The organism is Burkholderia sp. JP2-270 (assembly GCF_003233675.1).
GTDB classification, from domain to species: domain Bacteria; phylum Pseudomonadota; class Gammaproteobacteria; order Burkholderiales; family Burkholderiaceae; genus Burkholderia; species Burkholderia pyrrocinia_C.
Map to the genome: position 1 here is coordinate 2,268,182 of NZ_CP029825.1, position 17,543 is coordinate 2,285,724.

A 17,543-nucleotide genomic window follows, 5' to 3' on the forward strand; every position below is an offset into this window, starting at 1 on the left:
TCGCGTGCAACGCATGCGGACGCTGCTGCAACAGCGCACCGACGCTGTCGTTGCGGGAACTGCTTCGGCATCGGAACCGCTTCGTCGGCGCGCCGATCTCCGCGCATTGCCGCGCGCGGTGCCTCGACTTCATCGACGCGCAACTCGCGTTGATCGGCGCGAACGTCGAAGCGGCGCTCGCGCGCCGGCGTGCCGAGGACCGGCCCGCGACACGCGAGTTGCGCGGCTTCGCGCAGGCGCTCGAACGTGCACGGCATGCGCTTGCTGCGATGCCGGCGCTCGCGGCCGGAACGCGTGCAGACGCGTCGCACATCGACGCATGGCTCGCTGCCGATCCGCTCGCCGCTTAACGATCTCGGCCCGCCGCGCGTGCCTTACACTTGGCGCTCTTTCAATCGTTTCCGACGGAGCGGGCATGTACGCGTCGACCTTCATTTTTCGTGCCGGGCAATACGACGACGAATTCCACCGGCTCGACCGGCAGATCGCCGACATGGCGCGCGCGACACCCGGCTATCTCGGCGAGGAGGCGTGGGAGAACGCCGAAGCGGGGCTGACCCAGAACGTCTACTACTGGGAGTCCGAGGCGGCGCTGCAGCAATTGATGCAGCATCCGGCGCACCTCGAAGCGAAGGCGAAGCAGGCGCGCTGGCTCGACGGCTACCGCGTCGTGATCTCGAAGGTGCTCCGCGAGTACGGCGACGGCAAGCTGGTGCAGCCGCATGCGGGGCAGTCCGCGTGACTGGCTGCCGGATCAATTTATTTCGTATCAGGAATAAATAGCAAAGAAGCCGCGCCCGGCGGCCCGCATGCGCATGCGGGTTTCCGCGGCATCGCGTGCAATCGATTCTTCATCGAGCATGGCTGAGGTGGCGGGGCTTCGCGTCGTCGGGTTGCCCACAAAGGAGCTGCGGCCGCGTGGCTCGGCGGCCGTGCTGTCGAACGTTATCGCGGCGCACGTTAAGTCGGTACGTTGCGTTTCGCCGTCTTTCGGCGCAACTTGCGCCGCGCGGTCCCGGATCGGGAGCATTGCGTTCCGGATCGACGTCTGAGCGTCGATGACCTTGCGGCGTCCGGCTGCGCAGCATCAAAGCGCTTCAACCAGCCGCCGCGTACTCTTTTCGCAGTACTCGTGACACGCGGCCCGCGCGGCAATCGACGCGCCGTGCACGAACCGCGGCGCATCCGCGCGCCGCGACATCGACACGACGATCGACGGCGGCGACGGCTGCAGCGGCAGCTCGACAACCTCGCCGCTCTCGATCAGCGCATCCACGAACAGCACCGGAATCGCGGCGACGCCGAAGCCGTCGCGCACGAGCTGAACGATCACCGAGATCGACGGCGATCCGGTGATGCGCGTGTCCGACAGCGGCACGCCGTGCGCATGCGCAAGGGTACGGACGATGTCCTCGAGCGCGCGGTGGGGCGCGGTGCCGCGCCCGTAGGTCAGGATCGGCTGGCGCAGCACCTGCCGCGCGAGGCCCGTGCGCGTGTTCGGCAGCAGCCCCGCGCGGGCGATCCAGCGCACCGGATAGTTCGCGAGCGCGTCGCAGACGACCGACGCCTCGTCGCTGCCCTCGACGCGGATGATCAGGTCGAGCTCGCCGGCCATCAGCCGGCGCTGCAGCACGACGCTCACGTCGACGGTCAGGTCGATCTCGAGCTGCGGATAGTCGGCGGCGAGGCGGCGCAGGTAGTGCGGCAGCCAGCTGTGCACGACCGTCTCGATCACGCCGAGCCGCAGCTTGCCGCGCAGCGCGCTCTCGCCGGACGCGGCGGCCTGCAGCTCCTGCGTCGCCTCGACCACGGCTTTCGCATAGCCGAGCAGGTACTCGCCGTTCGGCGTGAGCCGGAATTCGCGGCTGTCGCGGTCGACGAGTACCGTCTGCAATTCGTCCTCGAGCGCCTTCAGGCGCTGCGAGATCGCGGCCGGCGTCGCGTGCAGCGCGGCGGCCGTCGTGCGGAAGTTGCGCAGCTTCGCGAGCGTGACGAAGGTTTCAAGGAAACGCGTGTTCATGGCGGTCGGCAAGGCGTTGGGCGCGCAGCTTGCCCCGCTGAAAAAATGAACGGGACCGGGGAAAACCCGAAGATGCGTTAAGAAATTCTATACACGCAGCGCAAAAAAACTCGTTGGCGACAAAATTTTTTCTTTCCTATTCTTCGCCGTATCCGATGACGCGACACCGTCATCCCGACCACATCCCGATCTGCCATTGACCCTCATGACGCCTTCCGAATTCCGCCAGTCCGTGCGCCGCGGCGCGTTCCGCGGCCCGACCGCCGGCCACTGCGGCCCGTTCGCGCAAGCGAATCTCGCGATCCTGCCCGATGCGTACGCGCACGATTTCCTGCGCTTTTGTCAGGCGAATCCGAAAGCGTGCCCGCTGCTCGGCGTCGGCGAACCGGGTGCGTTCCGGATCGACGCGCTCGGCGAGGATCTCGACATCCGCACCGACGTGCCGAGCTACAACGTGTACCGCGACGGCCGCCTGACCGAACGCGTCGAGTCGCTGGAAACGCTGTGGCGCGACGATTTCGTCGTATTCGCGATCGGCTGCTCGTTCTCGTTCGAGGAGATGCTCGCCCGTGAAGGGATCGGGCTGCGCCACGTCGAGGAGGGCCGCAACGTGCCGATGTACCGCACGTCGATTCCGAACCGGCGCGCAGGCATCTTCGGCGGCCGGCTCGTCGTGTCGATGCGGCCGATGCGCGGCGCCGATGCGATCCGCGCGGTGCAGATCACGAGCCGGTTCCCGGGCGTGCACGGCGCGCCGATCCATATCGGCCACCCGCAGGAACTGGGCATCGCGGATCTGAACGCACCCGAATTCGGCGACGCGGTGACGATCCGTGACGGCGAGCTGCCGGTGTTCTGGGCGTGCGGCGTGACGCCGCAAACCGCGCTGATGGACGCGAAGCTGCCGATCGCGATCGCGCATACGCCCGGCCACATGCTGATGACCGACATCACGAACGCGTCGCTGGCCGTGTTCTGATCCGGCATCGCGGCGACGCGCATACGACACACGCACACATTTGACGGCGCATAACGACAGGAGCACCACCATGGAAAGCAAGACCTTCGCGGCACCCGCCGCCGAGCCCGCGAGCCCCGAGCGCAGCGGCCTGTTCTCGTGGTACGCGGACGCGCAGCCGCGCGAGCGCCGCGCTTTCTGGAGCTGCAAGGTCGGCTACATGCTCGACGGGATGGACACGCAGATGCTGTCGTTCGTGATCCCGACGCTCGTCGCGACCTGGGGCATCTCGCTCGCGGACGCCGGCTTCATCGGCACGATCACGCTGCTCGCGTCGGCGCTCGGCGGCTGGATCGCGGGCATCCTGTCCGACCGGATCGGCCGCGTGCGCACGCTGCAGCTCACGGTGCTGTGGTTCGCGGTGTTCACCGCGCTGTGCGGGCTCGCGCAGAACTATCACCAGTTGCTCGCGGCGCGCGCGCTGATGGGCTTCGGCTTCGGCGGCGAGTGGACGGCCGGCGCGGTGCTGATCGGCGAGGTGATCCGTGCACGCGATCGCGGCAAGGCGGTCGGCCTCGTGCAGTCGGGCTGGGCGATCGGCTGGGGGCTGTGCGCGCTGCTGTATGCGCTGCTGTTCTCGGTGCTGCCGGCCGAGCAGGCGTGGCGCGCGCTGTTCCTCGTCGGGCTGGCGCCCGCGCTGCTGGTCGTCGCGATCCGCCGTTACGTGAAGGAGCCGGACGTCTACGAGAAGGAAAAGGCCGCGCAGGCGAAGGTGGCCGACGCGCCGCGCCTCACCGAGATCTTCGCGCCGAAGCTGATCACGACGACGCTGCGCGCGGCGCTGCTGACGACCGGCGCGCAGGGCGGCTACTACGCGATCACGACGTGGCTGCCGACCTTCCTGAAGACCGAGCGGCACCTGACGGTGATGGGCACCGGCGGTTATCTCGCGATGATCATCTTCGGCTCGTGGGTCGGCTACCTGACGAGTGCGTACCTGACCGACCGCCTCGGCCGCAAGCCGAACTTCATCGTGTTCGCGGTCGGCTCGATGGTGATCGCGTTCGCGTACACATCGCTGAACCTGACCAACGCGTCGATGCTGTGGCTCGGCTTCCCGCTCGGCTTCTTCGCATCGGGCATCTTCTCGGGGATGGGCGCGTTCCTCACCGAACTGTTCCCGACTCGCGTGCGCGGCTCGGGCCAAGGCTTCTGCTACAACGTGGGCCGCGCGATCGGCGCACTGTTCCCGTTCCTGATCGGCGCGCTGTCCAAGCAGTATGGGCTCGGCACGAGCATCGGGATCTTCGCGGTCGCCGCATACGGCGTGGTGATCGTCGCCGCGCTGACGCTGCCCGAGACGCGCGGCCGCGAACTCGACGCCGCGTAAGCGGCAGCGGCCCGCGCGGCGCTTTCTCCCTTTTTCCTCTTTTAACCGGCACCACCACGCGGCGCGCGACGCGCGCCGTGCGGCGGCGCTCGTCCCTCGATTTCACGACGCATCGACCATCATGACCGACCGACACCTTTCTCCCGTCTCCTCCGACGCCGCGCGCTGGCAATTCTGGATCGACCGCGGCGGCACGTTCACCGACATCGTCGCGCGCCGGCCCGACGGCACGCTCGTCACGCACAAGCTGCTGTCGGAGAACCCCGAGCAGTACCGCGACGCGGCGGTGGCCGGCATCCGCCACCTGCTCGGCCTTGCCGACGGCGAGCCGATCACGCCCGAGCGCGTCGACATGGTGAAGATGGGCACGACGGTAGCGACCAACGCGCTGCTCGAACGCAAGGGCGAACGCACCGCGCTCGCGACGACGCGCGGCTTTCGCGACGTGCTGCGCATCGCGTACCAGAACCGGCCGCGGCTGTTCGATCTCGACATCGTGCTGCCCGATGCGTTGTACGAGACCGTCGTCGAGATCGACGAGCGCATCGGCGCGCATGGCGACGTCGTCGTGCCGCTCGATGCGCAGGAAGCCGAAGCGTCGCTGCGCCGCGTGTTCGATTCGGGCGTGCGCGCGCTCGCGATCGTGCTGATCCACGGCTACCGCTATACCGCGCACGAACGCGCGCTCGCGGAGCTCGCACGTCGCATCGGCTTCACGCAGGTATCGGTGTCGCACGAGGTGTCGCCGCTGATGAAGATGGTGTCGCGCGGCGATACGACCGTCGTCGACGCGTACCTGTCGCCGATCCTGCGTCGCTACGTCGAGCAGGTCGCGCACGAGATGCCGGGCGTAAACCTGCAGTTCATGCAGAGCAGCGGCGGGCTGACACGCGCCGATGCGTTCCAGGGCAAGGACGCGATCCTGTCGGGCCCGGCCGGCGGCATCGTCGGGATGGTGCGCGCCGCGCGCGCGGCCGGCTTCGGCCAGGTGATCGGCTTCGACATGGGCGGCACGTCGACCGACGTGTCGCACTACAACGGCGAATTCGAGCGCGCGTTCGAGACGCAGGTGGCCGGCGTGCGGATGCGCGCGCCGATGATGAGCATCCACACGGTCGCCGCGGGCGGCGGCTCGGTGCTCGGCTTCGACGGCGCGCGGCTGCGCGTCGGGCCCGAATCGGCCGGCGCGAACCCGGGGCCGGCCGCATACCGGCGCGGCGGCCCGCTGACGGTGACCGACTGCAACGTGATGCTCGGCAAGATCCAGCCCGATCATTTCCCGCGCGTGTTCGGCCCGCATGCGGACGAGCCGCTCGACCGCGACGGCGTGGTCGCGAAGTTCGAAGCGCTCGCCGACGAAATCCATGCGGCGACGGGCCGGCGCGAGACGCCGGAGGCGCTCGCCGAAGGTTTCCTGGAAATCGCGATCGGCAGCATGGCGAACGCGATCAAGAAGATTTCCGTGCAGCGCGGCCACGACGTGTCGCGCTACGTGCTGACGACGTTCGGCGGCGCGGGCGGCCAGCACGCGTGCGGCGTGGCCGATGCGCTCGGGATGACGCAGGTGTTCGCGCACCCGCTCGCGGGCGTGCTGTCCGCATACGGGATGGGCCTTGCCGACCAGACCGCGATGCGCGAGCGCGCGGTCGAGGCCGTGCTGTCCGATGCATCGCTGCCGGCCTTGAACGCGGCGCTCGACCGGCTGGCCGACGAGGCCGTCGGCGCGCTGCTCGAACAGGGCGTGCCGCCGGAGCGGATCGCGACCGAGCGGCGCGTGCACCTGCGCTATCAGGGCACCGATTCGGCGCTCGACGTGCCGGCCGGCAGCGTCGACGCGATGCGGCAGGCGTTCGAGGCCGCGTACCGGCAGCGCTACGCGTTCCTGATGCCCGGCACGCCGCTCGTCGCGGAGCTGGCGTCGGTCGAGGCGATCGGCCGCTCCGACGCGCCGGTCGACATCGCGCCGCTCGCGCCGCGCGGGGACGGCAACGCAGCCGCACCGCGAGCCCACAGCGCCGTGCGCTTCCATTCCGGCGGCCAGTGGCACGACGCGTCGCTGTACGTGCGCGACACGCTGCTGGCCGGCGACGCGATCGACGGCCCGGCGATCGTCGCGGAAAAGAACGGCACGACCGTCGTCGAGCCCGGCTGGCGCGCGCGGATGACCACGCAGGGCAACCTCGTGCTGACGCGCACGACGCCGCTGCCGACGCGCCGCTCGCTGGGCACCGATGCCGATCCGGTGCGGCTCGAGATCTTCAACAACCTGTTCATGTCGATCGCCGAGCAGATGGGGCTGCGGCTGCAGAACACCGCGTACTCGGTGAACATCAAGGAGAGGCTCGACTTCTCGTGCGCGATCTTCGACGGCGACGGCAACCTGATCGCGAACGCGCCGCACATGCCCGTGCACCTCGGCTCGATGGGCGAGAGCATCCGCACGGTGATCGAGCGCAACCGCGGCCGCATGCGCGACGGCGACGTGTTCATGCTGAACGACCCGTATCACGGCGGCACGCACCTGCCGGATGTGACGGTCATCACGCCGGTGTTCGCGGACGGCTCGGACGCGCCGCTGTTCTACGTCGGCTCGCGTGGCCACCACGCCGACATCGGCGGCACGACGCCGGGCTCGATGCCGCCCGATTCGACGCATATCGACGAGGAAGGCGTGCTGATCGACAACTGGCAGCTCGTGTCGGCGGGCGTGCTGCGCGACGCCGACACGCGCGCGCTGCTCGCGTCGGGCCGCTACCCGGCGCGCAACGTCGAGCAGAACATGGCCGACCTGCGCGCGCAGGTCGCCGCGAACCAGAAGGGCGTCGACGAGTTGCGCCGGATGGTCGCGCAGTTCGGCCGCGATGTCGTGCTCGCGTTCATGGGGCACGTGCAGGACAACGCGGAAGAAGCCGTGCGGCGCGTGATCGGCGCGCTGCAGGACGGTGCGTACCGTTACCCGCTCGACAACGGCGCGGAGATTCGCGTCGCGATCCGCGTCGATCGCGCGGCGCGGCGCGCGGAGATCGATTTCACCGGCACGTCCGCACAGCTCGACAACAACTTCAACGCGCCGAAGGCCGTGTGCATGGCCGCCGTGCTGTACGTGTTCCGCACGCTGGTCGGTGACGACATCCCGCTGAACGCCGGCTGCCTGAAGCCGCTCACGGTGATCGTGCCGGCGCGCTCGATGCTGAACCCCGAGTATCCGGCGGCGGTCGTGTCGGGCAACGTCGAGACGTCGTCGGCGATCACCAACGCGCTGTACGGCGCGCTCGGCTGCGTCGCGTCGAGCCAGGGGACGATGAATAACTTCACATTCGGCAACAATCGGTACCAGTACTACGAGACGATCGCGGGTGGCAGCGGCGCTGGCAACGGCTTCGCGGGCGTCGGCGCGGTACAGACGCACATGACGAACTCGCGGCTCACCGACCCGGAGGTGCTCGAATGGCGCTACCCGGTGCGGCTCGATTCGCACCGGATCCGCGCCGGCTCGGGCGGCGACGGGCGCTGGCGCGGCGGCGACGGCGCGGTGCGGCGGATCCGCTTCCTCGAGCCGATGACCGCGTCGATCCTGTCGAACAACCGGATCCACGCGCCGTTCGGCGCGGCGGGCGGCGCGGCTGGCGCGCTCGGCCGCAACACGATCGAGCGCGCGGACGGCACGGTCGAGGCGCTCGAGCATATCGGCCGCGCGCAGATGGCGCCGGGCGACGTGTTCGTCGTCGAAACGCCGGGCGGCGGCGGGTACGGCGCCGCGGGCTGAGCCGCGACCCACGCGCGGCAGCGGTGACGGCGGGCGTTCGTGCGGAACGGCGGACGTCCACCACGCGTCTCGAGCGCCGGTCGCAACGGCGGCCGTACCGGTTCCACCCGCGTTGTTGGCCGCTGCGGGGATCCGATAAAAAACGTCGCGTCGGCAGTCGGCGCGAATTTGCAACCGACTGTGGAATAAAGCGGCGCATTCATGCCCGAACAGAAACAAATTGGCCGGATTTCGCGTCGCCGGTACGCGGTCCGACCCTGTCGGCGCGGTCCTGAAGGTATATCTGTCCCCACATTCTGCGATTTCCCGAAAACCCGTGCGGAGCAAGGCGTTCCGACTATCCGGCCAGCCTCGTTTCGCACTGCCTCACCTGCTCCAGAGCATGCCGCCAATCATGAAAAATCCGGCTTGCCAATCGAGTCCCAATTCCTTGACACTCTGCTCCAAATGTGAGTGCCAATCCTCTTCGTCATTTGATAAGATGGCTCTCATCATTCGTTAGGCAGAAGCTGTGCGCTTCACGCGCGAACGCCGGTCGCATTAGTTGGAAACAAGTACGAGACGAGGGCCGTTGTCACGGCAATCACGGCTGCCCTGCCGGGACGCGCGCTGCGCGGCCCGGGAAGGCGGGCGGCCAACTCGCCTCCGTCTACACTGTGCGTTTTTTTCTGGATCGGGGCGTGTCCATGGATGACGAAAACGATAGCGCGGTGCTCGAGGCGCATGTCGGTACGCGCAGCCCCTGCTGGCGTCTCGGCAGCGACAGCAATGCGCTCGAACTGGCCGCCGTCCGCGGCCTGACCAACGTCGCCGTCGCGCTGACGGTCGAGCAGGCCGCGCGCATCCGTGCGCTGACGGGTGTCACGTCGCACCTCGTGCTCGACATCGCGCTGTACGGCGAGCCGGTCAGCCTCCATCTCGTCGGCAGGAAGGTCAATACGACCGACTGGGCCGGCACGGCCTCCGCGTATTCCGATGCCGTGTCCGTCGCGGAAGATCTCTCGCACGGGCTCGCGTTCGCGGAGCAGGTCGTGTCCGAAGTGAATTCGCTGGTCGTGATCCTCGACCGCAACGGGATGGTGCAGCGCTTCAACCACCTGTGCGAGGAAGTGACGGGCAAGCGCGAGGTCGACGTGATCGGCCGCAGCGCGTTCGAACTGTTCATGAGCCCCGAACAGGGCGCGCAGTCGCGCAGCAACATCACGGGCTTTTTCGCGAGCAACCACTCGTTCGCGGTCGAGCGCTACATCAACACGGTCAACGGGCCGCGCCTGTTCCAGTTCCGCAACAAGTTCGTGCAGAGCGGCAGCGGCATCGAAGAGCAGTTCCTGATCTGCTCGGGCATCGACATCACCGAGGAGCGCAACGCGCAGCATCGGCTCATCGAACTCGCGAACACCGACGTGCTCACCGGGCTGCCGAACCGTCATGCGATCAGCGAGCGCATCCATGTGGCGATCGCCGACGAGAACGCCGCGTCGCGCGGCCAGGTCGGCATCTTGTTCCTCGATCTCGACAACTTCAAGCGCGTCAACGATCACTACGGGCACATCACCGGCGACCGCCTGCTGCAGGACGTGTCGAAGATCATCAGCGGCTGCCTGCCGGCCGGCGCGACGCTCGCGCGGCTCGGCGGCGACGAATTCCTCGTGCTGTTCGAGCACGGCACGCGGCCGCTGCTCGAGGCGACTGCGCAGATCATCCTCGAACGGATGCGCACGCCGATCCATCTCGGGCTGATGGAGATCTACACGAGCTGCTCGATCGGCATCGCGATGCATCCGCAGCACGGCGATTCGCTCGAGACGCTGGTCCGCAGCGCGGACACCGCGATGTATGTCGCGAAGGAAGAAGGCAAGCATACGTACCGCGTGTTCTCGCTGGAGATGAACCAGAAGGTCGCGAAGTACATGTGGCTCGACACGAACTTGCGCAAGGCGCTCGAGGAGGAGCAGTTCGTGCTGCACTACCAGCCGGTCGTCGATATCGCGACCGGCGACGTGCGCAGCGTCGAGGCGCTGATCCGCTGGCAGTCGCCCGATCGCGGGCTCGTCGCGCCGATCGAGTTCATCCGCTTCGCGGAGGAGTCGGGGCTGATCGCACCGCTCGGGCGCTGGGTAATGCGCACTGCAGCCGCGCAGGCCGCCGCGTGGAAGGCGAAGGGGCTCGGCATCCGGATCGCGGTGAACGTGTCCGCGCGGCAGTTGCAGGACATGAACATCGTGCACCAGTTCGCATCGATTCTCGACGGCGCGGGGCTCAAGCCCGGCCTGCTCGACATCGAACTGACCGAGAGCTGCTTCATCGAGGACGAGAATTCCGCCAACGGGCTGATGCGGCAGTTCCGCCAGCTCGGCGCGGAGATCCATCTCGACGATTTCGGCACCGGCTATTCGTCGCTGTCGCAGTTGTCGCGACTGCCGCTCGACGCGATCAAGCTCGATCGCACCTTCATCACGGGCATCGACCGCAATCCGCGCTCGCAGGCGCTGGTGCGCTCGGTCGTGTCGCTCGCGAAGGCGCTGAATTTCGCGGTAATCGCCGAAGGCGTCGAGACGTATGCGGAAGCCGATTTCCTCAAGCAGCTCAATGTCGATCACGCTCAGGGTTACTACTACGCACGGCCCATGCCGGCGCAGGCATTCGAGGCGTGGCTCGCCGAGACGAGAAAGCTCAGGCTGATCGCCTGAGCTTCGTTCCGGAGAGCGGGGCGCCGCCGGCAACCGGCGGCGCCCGCCGCATTACACCGTGCGCAGCTTCGACACGCGCCGGTTCTGCAGCATCACCAGGCGTTCCATGTACGCGAGGTCCTTCGGCTCGATCGTGAACGCCGCATGCACCCACGCTTCCGTGATGTCCATCAGCTCCGAGCGCGACAACTGGAACACGCGCTCGCGTGCGCGCAGCATCGCGCGCACGCCGTTCAGCTTCGGCTTCGTCACGTCGATGAAGGTGCGCGTCGCGAGATACGCGTCACCGGCGTCGAACGTCTCGTCGACCAGCCCGCGATCCTCGTACCACTCGGCCGCATGCGTTTCGCCGGTCGAGATCAGCGATTCCGCGATTCCGCGGTCCGCCTTGCGCGCGACGAGCGAATAGCCGCCCATGCCCGGGAACAGGTTGAACGCGATCTCGGGGAACCCGAGCTTCACGCCCTTCTGCGCGAGCACGTAGTGATGCGCGAGCGCCGCTTCGAAGCCGCCGCCGAGCGCGCTGCCCTCGACCATCGCGATCGAGATCGACCCGGTGCCGAAGCCCGTGTAGATCTCGTACACGCCATCGATGCACGAGCGCGCATAGGCCATCAGCTGGTCGCGCCGGCTGCTGCGGATCGCGTCGACGAAGAAGCTCAGGTCGCCGCCGACGTTGAACAGCTCGGGGACGAGCGAGCCCGTCACCCAGAAGTCGAACGGCAGGCCCGAGTCGCGTGCGACGCGCGCGAGATGGATGATTTCGGTGACGAGTTGCTGGTTGAAGCACGGCCGCGGCTCCGATCGCAGCATCATCCACATGACGTTGCGGCCTTCTTCGTAAAAGGCAGTCAGTTGCGTGAGTTCGCCGGCTTCATAAAACGGGCGGCACGCCGGATGGGATTGGAGTTGCATGGTATGTCCTCGTGAGTTGTGGTTTGCGTTTGAAAAACCGTCGCGTATCCGTTCCATGCGAATGAAAGAAGGCCGCAAGGCGCGGGGCGCGAGGCATCGCCATTGTTGCGCGCACAAACTCGGCCGATTTGTTGAATGGGTCACCCGATCGCGCGGTTGGCGATCGCGGGGCAGCAGGAAAATCGGTTGCACGCGATCGAATCGATGCGCGTGACATCCGTGCGATGCGGGAAGCCGGTTTTTCGCGGATTTCGCGCAGGCTGTGCGCGACTCGGCAGGCCGCACAGGTATTTCGCGTGTGAATTTCTTTATCGGAAAGCGGCAGCGACGGAGACGCGGAGCGATCGCCGCTACAACGGAAGCCGGGCGGGCCGCGATCGCGTGAGCGCGGTGGCAGAACCGTGACGCCGCACACGATACGTGCGATCGTGATCGGAAAGCGGCAGCGCGACGTCGATTTCGTTCGTCATGCAGATCGATCGAAGAAGTCGCAGCGAATCGATGCACTCGTCAGGTGCGCGTGACGTGTCGGCGGCCCGATCGTGTTCCGGCATCGGGTCGCATGTGCGGCCGGCGCCCCTTCGTGACCCGCGCGCCGGGTGCAATCGTGCGGCATGCCGAATGCACGTCGGCTCGCCCGTTCGGACGGCGGTCCGGGCAGGGTATTCACCGATCGCGGCGCGGTTCCGCCGGGATTTTTCGACGTTAGAATCCCGCGCGCGTCTTAATGCGCCGCGCGATGGCGAAAGAGGCGCCCGCCCATCCTCATGCCGATTCGCGTTCGCGGGAACTTGCCAGGATTGGCCCGGATCGGCCACCATTCGCTTCCGGCCCGACCGCGTCAACCCACCGCAGTCCGGCCTCATACCGACACAAATGCCAGTCCGCACCGCGCGGCCGATCGAAACGGCGCGCGACCGGCTTGGAGGAGAACACCCATGTCTGAAAAACATCGGATCCTGGTGCTGGACGACGATCCGGAAGTGCGCACCTGGCTGAAGGGCGTGCTGGAAGAGGCCGGGTTCGAGGTCTCGGCGGTCGACAGCGCCGCGCGGATGCAGCAGCAGCTCGCGGCCGCACCGCACGCGCTCGTGATTCTCGACCTGAAGCTGCGCGGCGAGGATGGCCTGACGGTCGCGCGCGAGCTGCGGCGCCGGTCCGACGTGTCGATCATCATGATCAGCGGACTTGGCGACGAGACGGATCGCGTACTCGGCCTCGAGACCGCGGCCGACGATTTCGTCACGAAACCGTTCTCCGGGCGCGAGCTGATCGCGCGCGTGCGCGCGCAGCTGCGGCGCACGACCGAGCTGTCAATGCCGCGCCCCGCATCGAACGGAAGCGGCCCGCGCTACTGCTTCGACGGCTGGACGATGGACCTGGCCGCGCGCACGCTGACGCACAACGGCGGCCCGTGCGCGCTGACGCAGGGCGAATTCGAGCTGCTCGCCGCAATGGTGCAGCAGCCGTCGCGCGTCTGGTCGCGCGACCAGTTGCTCGAACATACGCGCGGCTTCGGCATCGACGTGTACGACCGGACGATCGACGTGCTGATCCTGCGCCTGCGCCGCAAGATCGAGCCGAACCCCGAGCAGCCGACCTATATCCGCACGCAGCGCGGCATCGGCTATGTGTTCGCAGTGCCCGTCGTGCGCGTGTGACGCGATGCGCACGACGTTCAGGCTGTTGCCGCCCTGGAGTGTCCGGGCCAAGCTGATTGCGACGTTCCTGCTGCTGTTCGGCATCACGCTTGCGGTCGTGGTGGTCGGTGTGCTCGGCATGCGCGCGAACCAGAACGCGCTCGACGAATACGAGGCGAACGTGGTGCCGGAGATTGCCCGCGCGCTCGAGTTGTCGGACAAGGTTGCGCAGCTCGCCGCGGTCGCGCCGAGCATGATGCTGACCGATTCGCCGGACTTGCTGCACAACGACACCGAGCTGATGCGCGGGCTGCTCGGCGACATCCGGCGACTGTCGCCGGGCTTCGGCAAGCAGCCGGGCCCCGCCGCGAAGGCGGGCGAGCAGCTCGCGGTGACCGACGATCTCGACGCGATCGACCAGGATCTCGCCCGGCTGCTGATCGTGTCGGGCCGACAGCGGCAGCTCAAGGAGGAGCTGAGCGACCTGCGTACCGCGAACGACCGCATCGGCGACAGCATCGCGCGCGACAAGAGCGTGATCGCGCAGCGCGCGCCGACGCTGCTCGAGATCTGGGCCCGCACGGCCGGTGCGCTGCAGGCGGCGAACGCAGCGGAGCTCGGCAGCGCGGAAAGCGATAACGAGGCGCTGTGGCTGCGTGTGCGCGAACGCGGCGAAGACCGTCGCCAGCCGGCGCTTGCCGACGCGCTGCAGCACCTCGACGGCGGCGCGCGCAGCGTGTTCGCGGTGCGCCGCGAGTTTCTGTCGAGCGAGGCGCAGACGGGTTATCTCGTCACGCTCCTGCGCGGCCACGCGGATCACCTGAGCGGCAAGTCGGCGCGCTACGTCGAGCGGTTGCGGCAGATCGCCAGCGAGCGCAGCGACAAGGTGCGCAAGGTCGCGGTCTCCAGCCAGTCGGGCCTGCTGCTGCTGGCCGTCGCGGGCGTCGCGGTGGCGCTGCTCGGCGTCGCGTATGCGAGCCGCATCCTGCACAAGCTGCAGGCGATGACGCGCGTGATGGCGCGGCTCGCGAAAGGGATCACGTCCGACCGGATGCCGTCGACGCACCGGCCGGACGAAATCGGCGAGCTGGCGCGCGCGTTCGAGGTGTTCCGCACCAACCTGATCGAGAAGGAGCAACTGACCCAGGGGCTCGAGTCGCAGCGCCGCCTGCAGGAGTCGGTGCTCAACTCGATGAACGACGGGGTGTCCGTCCACGACACGCACGGCAGCCTGATCGCGTGGAATCCGACCTTCGCGACGCTGCTCGGGATCGACCCGGGCGCGCTGCATGCGGGCCTGTCGCTCGCGACGCTGCGGCAGGCCATGCATCAGCCCGCGCGCTGGCGCCAGGTGTCGCGCGAGACCGCGACCCGCACGTCGGACGGCGCGCGCATCGCCGCGTCGGCCGAACTGCACTTGCGCGACCAGCGGACCCTCGAATTCCACTGCCAGCCGCTTCCGGACGGCGGATGGGTGGCGGTCTGCCGCGACCTGACGAGCCGGCGCGCGGTCGAGGCGGAGCTGCGCCAGGCGCAGAAGATGGACGTGCTCGGCCAGCTGACGGGCGGCGTCGCGCACGATTTCAACAACTTCCTCGTTGCGATACTCGGCAACCTGGAGCTGCTGCTGCCGCGGCTCGACGGGCAGCAGGACGCGCAGACGATGGCCGAGCGGGCGCGCCGCGCGGCCGAGCGCGCGTCGCGGCTCACGCGGCGGCTGCTCGCGTTCGCGCGGCGCCAGCCGCTGCAGGCCGAGCGCGTGTCGGTCGGGGCGATGCTCGCGGAGATGCTCGATCTCGTCGAATACTCGGCGGGCCAGCGGGTGGCCGTCGTGCTGGAGCCGGCCGCCGACGCGATGTGGGTCAACGTCGACCGCGGCCAGCTCGAGAACGCGGTCCTCAACCTGGCGCTCAACAGCGCCGCCGCGATGCCGGGCGGCGGGACGCTGGCGCTGGCCGCGCGCCGCGAATCGGCGGCCGACGATGCCGCCGCGCCGCACGCGATCGTGCTGAGCGTCACCGATACGGGTTGCGGGATCGCGCCGGTGCTGCTCGACAAGGTGATCGAGCCGTTCTTCACGACCAAGGCGGCCGGCGAGGGGAGCGGGCTCGGGCTCAGCAGCGTCTACGGCTTCGTGCGCCAGAGCGGGGGCGATCTGCGAATCCACAGCGAAGTCGGCCAGGGGACGCGCGTCGAACTGTGGCTGCCCGAGTGCGCGCCGCCCGAACGGCGCGGCGCGCCGGCCGTCGTGGCGGCCGCGCCCGTTGCCGGACTGGCCGGTGCCCGCGTGCTCGTGGTCGACGACGATCCCGAGGTGCGCGACACGGCGCTCAGCCAGTTCGCGGCGCTCGGCGCATGGGCCGACGCGGTGGCGACCGGCGACGCGGCAATGCGCTGGCTGGCCGAGCACGGCCCCGTCGCGCTCGTGCTGTCGGACATCTCGCTCGGCGCGGGCGGCAGCGGCATCGCGTTCGCGGCGCGGCTCGCCGAGCGCTGGCCGGCGCAGCGCGTCGCGCTCACGTCGGGCCTGCCGCCCGAGATTCATCAGAGCCATCCAGACTGGCGCGCGGACCAGCCGTTCGTACCGAAGCCGTTCGACCTGGCGGCACTTGCCGCGCTGCTCGGCTGACGCACGGCGGCGATTGTTTCGATTGTTAATGGCGCGGCGCATTTCCGAAATTTTCGATTAACCGGACTGGGGTCTCATAGACCCACGGCACCCGGCGACGCGCTCGCGACACCGTGGCGCACGATTCGAACGATTCGAAAAAACGGAGACACCGAATGATGAAGCTCAACGCAGGTTTGCTGACGATGGCGCTCGCGATGACGGCCGCCACGGCCGGCGCGGCGACGCTGCGGATCGCATGTGGCGCGGCCGGCGTCGACCAGGACATTTGCCAGGTCTCGGCGAAGCGCTGGGCCGAGAAGACCGGCAACGAGGTCGAGTTCATCAGCATGCCGAATAACTCGAGCGAGACGCTGGCGCTCTATCAGCAGCTGCTCGGCAGCGGCTCGGACAAGATCGACGTGATGCAGATCGACACGGTCTGGCCGGGCATCCTCGCGAACCACCTGATCGACCTGAAGCCATACAGCAAAGGACTGGAAAGCCAGTCGTTCCCGAGCATCGTCGCGAACGATACGGTGAACGGCAAGCTGGTCGCGATGCCGTGGTTCATCGATACGGGGCTGCTCTACTACCGCAAGGACCTGCTCGACAAGTACCGCGTGAAAGTGCCCGCGACATGGGAGGAGCTCGATGCCACCGCACGCAAGGTCCAGTCGGGTGAGCGCGCGGCCGGCAACGAGAAGGTCTGGGGCTACGTGTGGCAGGGGCGCGCGTACGAAGGGCTGACCTGCGATGCGCTCGAATGGGTCAGCAGCTACAACGGCGGCACGGTGGTCGACGACAAGGGCCGCGTGACGATCGACAACCCGGGCGCGATCAAGGCGCTCGAGCAGTCCGCGAAATGGGTCGGCACGATCAGCCCGAAGGCCGTGCTGAACTATGGCGAAGAAGAGGCTCGCGGCGTGTTCCAGGCCGGCAACGCCGTGTTCATGCGCAACTGGCCGTACGCATGGGCGATTGCGAATCGCGCGGGCAGTCCGATCAAGGGCAAGGTCGGCATTGCGCCGCTGCCGAAGGGCGGCGCCGACGGCCGCCCGGCCGCAGCGCTGGGCGGATGGCAGCTCGCGGTGTCGCGATACTCGCCGAACCCGAAACTGGCCGCCGATCTCGTGATGTACCTGGCGAGCACGGAAGTGCAGAAGATGCGCGCGATCCAGGGGGCGTACAACCCGACGATGCCGGCGCTGTACCGCGACAAGGACATCCTGCAGGCCAACCCGTTCATGGCCGATCTGCTGCCGACCTTCGGCACCGCGGTCGCGCGGCCGTCGACCGTGACCGGCGCGAAGTACAACCAGGTCAGCAACCAGTTCTGGAACGCGGCGCACGACGTGCTGGCCGGCAGTGACACCGCATCGGGCGCGCTCGCGCGGCTTGCCGCCGCGCTCAACCGGCTCGCACCGGGCGGCAACTGGCACTGAGCGCCGCTGCGCGCGATTGATCGATCGGGCCGGCTGCCGTATGGCGCTGGCCTGACAGGAGGCATCGAATGAGAACCGGAAGCATCGAGATCAGTAGTAGTCCTGCATTAG

The 17,543-nt window shown here is 68.1% G+C and carries 11 protein-coding genes and 1 pseudogene; 9 read left to right on the forward strand and 3 right to left on the reverse strand.

Features of this window, described 5'->3' with window-relative positions; translation table 11 throughout:
• Positions 1-95: 95 nt before the first annotated feature.
• Both DM992_RS42955 and DM992_RS28375 read left to right on the forward strand, forming a co-directional pair.
• Positions 96-350, forward strand: a pseudogene (locus DM992_RS42955) (flagellin N-methylase); the annotation flags it as partial.
• 65 nt (positions 351-415) lie between these two features.
• Positions 416-742 carry an antibiotic biosynthesis monooxygenase gene (locus DM992_RS28375; RefSeq protein ID WP_111019575.1) on the forward strand — a complete coding sequence of 109 codons (327 nt, stop codon included), beginning with the start codon at positions 416-418 and terminating at the stop codon, positions 740-742.
• Positions 743-769: 27 nt separating this feature from the next.
• Here the strand turns inward: DM992_RS28375 and DM992_RS28380 are convergent, their stop codons facing one another.
• Positions 770-1,030, reverse strand: a complete 261-nt coding sequence (locus tag DM992_RS28380; protein ID WP_111019576.1) for a hypothetical protein — start codon at positions 1,028-1,030, stop codon at positions 770-772.
• A 57-nt stretch (positions 1,031-1,087) separates the two neighbouring features.
• Complete coding sequence (locus DM992_RS28385; protein WP_111020443.1) at positions 1,088-2,020, reverse strand: LysR family transcriptional regulator; 933 nt, start codon at positions 2,018-2,020, stop codon at positions 1,088-1,090.
• A gap of 205 nt (positions 2,021-2,225) precedes the next feature.
• Here DM992_RS28385 and DM992_RS28390 point away from each other — a divergent pair, with 205 nt between their 5' ends.
• The 4 genes from DM992_RS28390 (at position 2,226) to pdeR (ending at position 10,824) form a co-directional block, all read left to right on the forward strand.
• Complete coding sequence (locus DM992_RS28390) at positions 2,226-2,999, forward strand: putative hydro-lyase (RefSeq protein WP_111019577.1); 774 nt, start codon at positions 2,226-2,228, stop codon at positions 2,997-2,999.
• Between the two features lie 70 nt (positions 3,000-3,069).
• Positions 3,070-4,368: an MFS transporter gene (locus DM992_RS28395; RefSeq protein ID WP_111019578.1), complete on the forward strand. Its 1,299-nt coding sequence runs from the start codon at positions 3,070-3,072 to the stop codon at positions 4,366-4,368.
• A 121-nt stretch (positions 4,369-4,489) separates the two neighbouring features.
• Positions 4,490-8,134: a hydantoinase B/oxoprolinase family protein gene (locus DM992_RS28400; RefSeq protein ID WP_111019579.1), complete on the forward strand. Its 3,645-nt coding sequence runs from the start codon at positions 4,490-4,492 to the stop codon at positions 8,132-8,134.
• 686 nt (positions 8,135-8,820) lie between these two features.
• Entirely contained in the window at positions 8,821-10,824 is a 2,004-nt protein-coding gene (pdeR, locus tag DM992_RS28405) for a cyclic di-GMP phosphodiesterase (RefSeq protein ID WP_111019580.1), read from the forward strand.
• Between the two features lie 51 nt (positions 10,825-10,875).
• On the opposite strand, the gene DM992_RS28410 is transcribed toward pdeR, so the two are convergent.
• On the reverse strand, positions 10,876-11,739 hold the full coding sequence (locus tag DM992_RS28410; protein ID WP_111019581.1) for a crotonase/enoyl-CoA hydratase family protein: 864 nt from the start codon (positions 11,737-11,739) through the stop codon (positions 10,876-10,878).
• A gap of 938 nt (positions 11,740-12,677) precedes the next feature.
• Between DM992_RS28410 and DM992_RS28420 the strand changes: the two genes are divergently transcribed.
• The 3 genes from DM992_RS28420 to DM992_RS28430 all read left to right on the forward strand — a co-directional run bounded on the left by DM992_RS28420 (position 12,678) and on the right by DM992_RS28430 (position 17,432).
• Positions 12,678-13,400, forward strand: a complete 723-nt coding sequence (locus DM992_RS28420; protein ID WP_111019583.1) for a response regulator transcription factor — start codon at positions 12,678-12,680, stop codon at positions 13,398-13,400.
• Positions 13,401-13,404: 4 nt separating this feature from the next.
• Positions 13,405-16,008, forward strand: coding sequence for an ATP-binding protein (locus DM992_RS28425; RefSeq protein ID WP_111019584.1), 2,604 nt, complete (start codon positions 13,405-13,407; stop codon positions 16,006-16,008).
• 155 nt (positions 16,009-16,163) lie between these two features.
• Positions 16,164-17,432: an ABC transporter substrate-binding protein gene (locus DM992_RS28430; RefSeq protein WP_204356136.1), complete on the forward strand. Its 1,269-nt coding sequence runs from the start codon at positions 16,164-16,166 to the stop codon at positions 17,430-17,432.
• The last annotated feature ends 111 nt before the right edge of the window (positions 17,433-17,543 follow it).

Bases quoted from the DNA above. Each gene is read 5' to 3' on its own strand.
- DM992_RS28425 (WP_111019584.1), top strand. From the start codon at position 13,405: ATGCGCACGACGTTCAGGCTGTTGCCGCCCTGGAGTGTCCGGGCCAAG.
- pdeR (WP_111019580.1), top strand. From the start codon at position 8,821: ATGGATGACGAAAACGATAGCGCGGTGCTCGAGGCGCATGTCGGTACG.
- DM992_RS28390 (WP_111019577.1), top strand. From the start codon at position 2,226: ATGACGCCTTCCGAATTCCGCCAGTCCGTGCGCCGCGGCGCGTTCCGC.
- DM992_RS28395 (WP_111019578.1), top strand. From the start codon at position 3,070: ATGGAAAGCAAGACCTTCGCGGCACCCGCCGCCGAGCCCGCGAGCCCC.
- DM992_RS28410 (WP_111019581.1), bottom strand. From the start codon at position 11,739: ATGCAACTCCAATCCCATCCGGCGTGCCGCCCGTTTTATGAAGCCGGC.
- DM992_RS28385 (WP_111020443.1), bottom strand. From the start codon at position 2,020: ATGAACACGCGTTTCCTTGAAACCTTCGTCACGCTCGCGAAGCTGCGC.
- DM992_RS28400 (WP_111019579.1), top strand. From the start codon at position 4,490: ATGACCGACCGACACCTTTCTCCCGTCTCCTCCGACGCCGCGCGCTGG.
- DM992_RS28375 (WP_111019575.1), top strand. From the start codon at position 416: ATGTACGCGTCGACCTTCATTTTTCGTGCCGGGCAATACGACGACGAA.
- DM992_RS28420 (WP_111019583.1), top strand. From the start codon at position 12,678: ATGTCTGAAAAACATCGGATCCTGGTGCTGGACGACGATCCGGAAGTG.
- DM992_RS28430 (WP_204356136.1), top strand. From the start codon at position 16,164: ATGATGAAGCTCAACGCAGGTTTGCTGACGATGGCGCTCGCGATGACG.
- DM992_RS28380 (WP_111019576.1), bottom strand. From the start codon at position 1,030: ATGCTCCCGATCCGGGACCGCGCGGCGCAAGTTGCGCCGAAAGACGGC.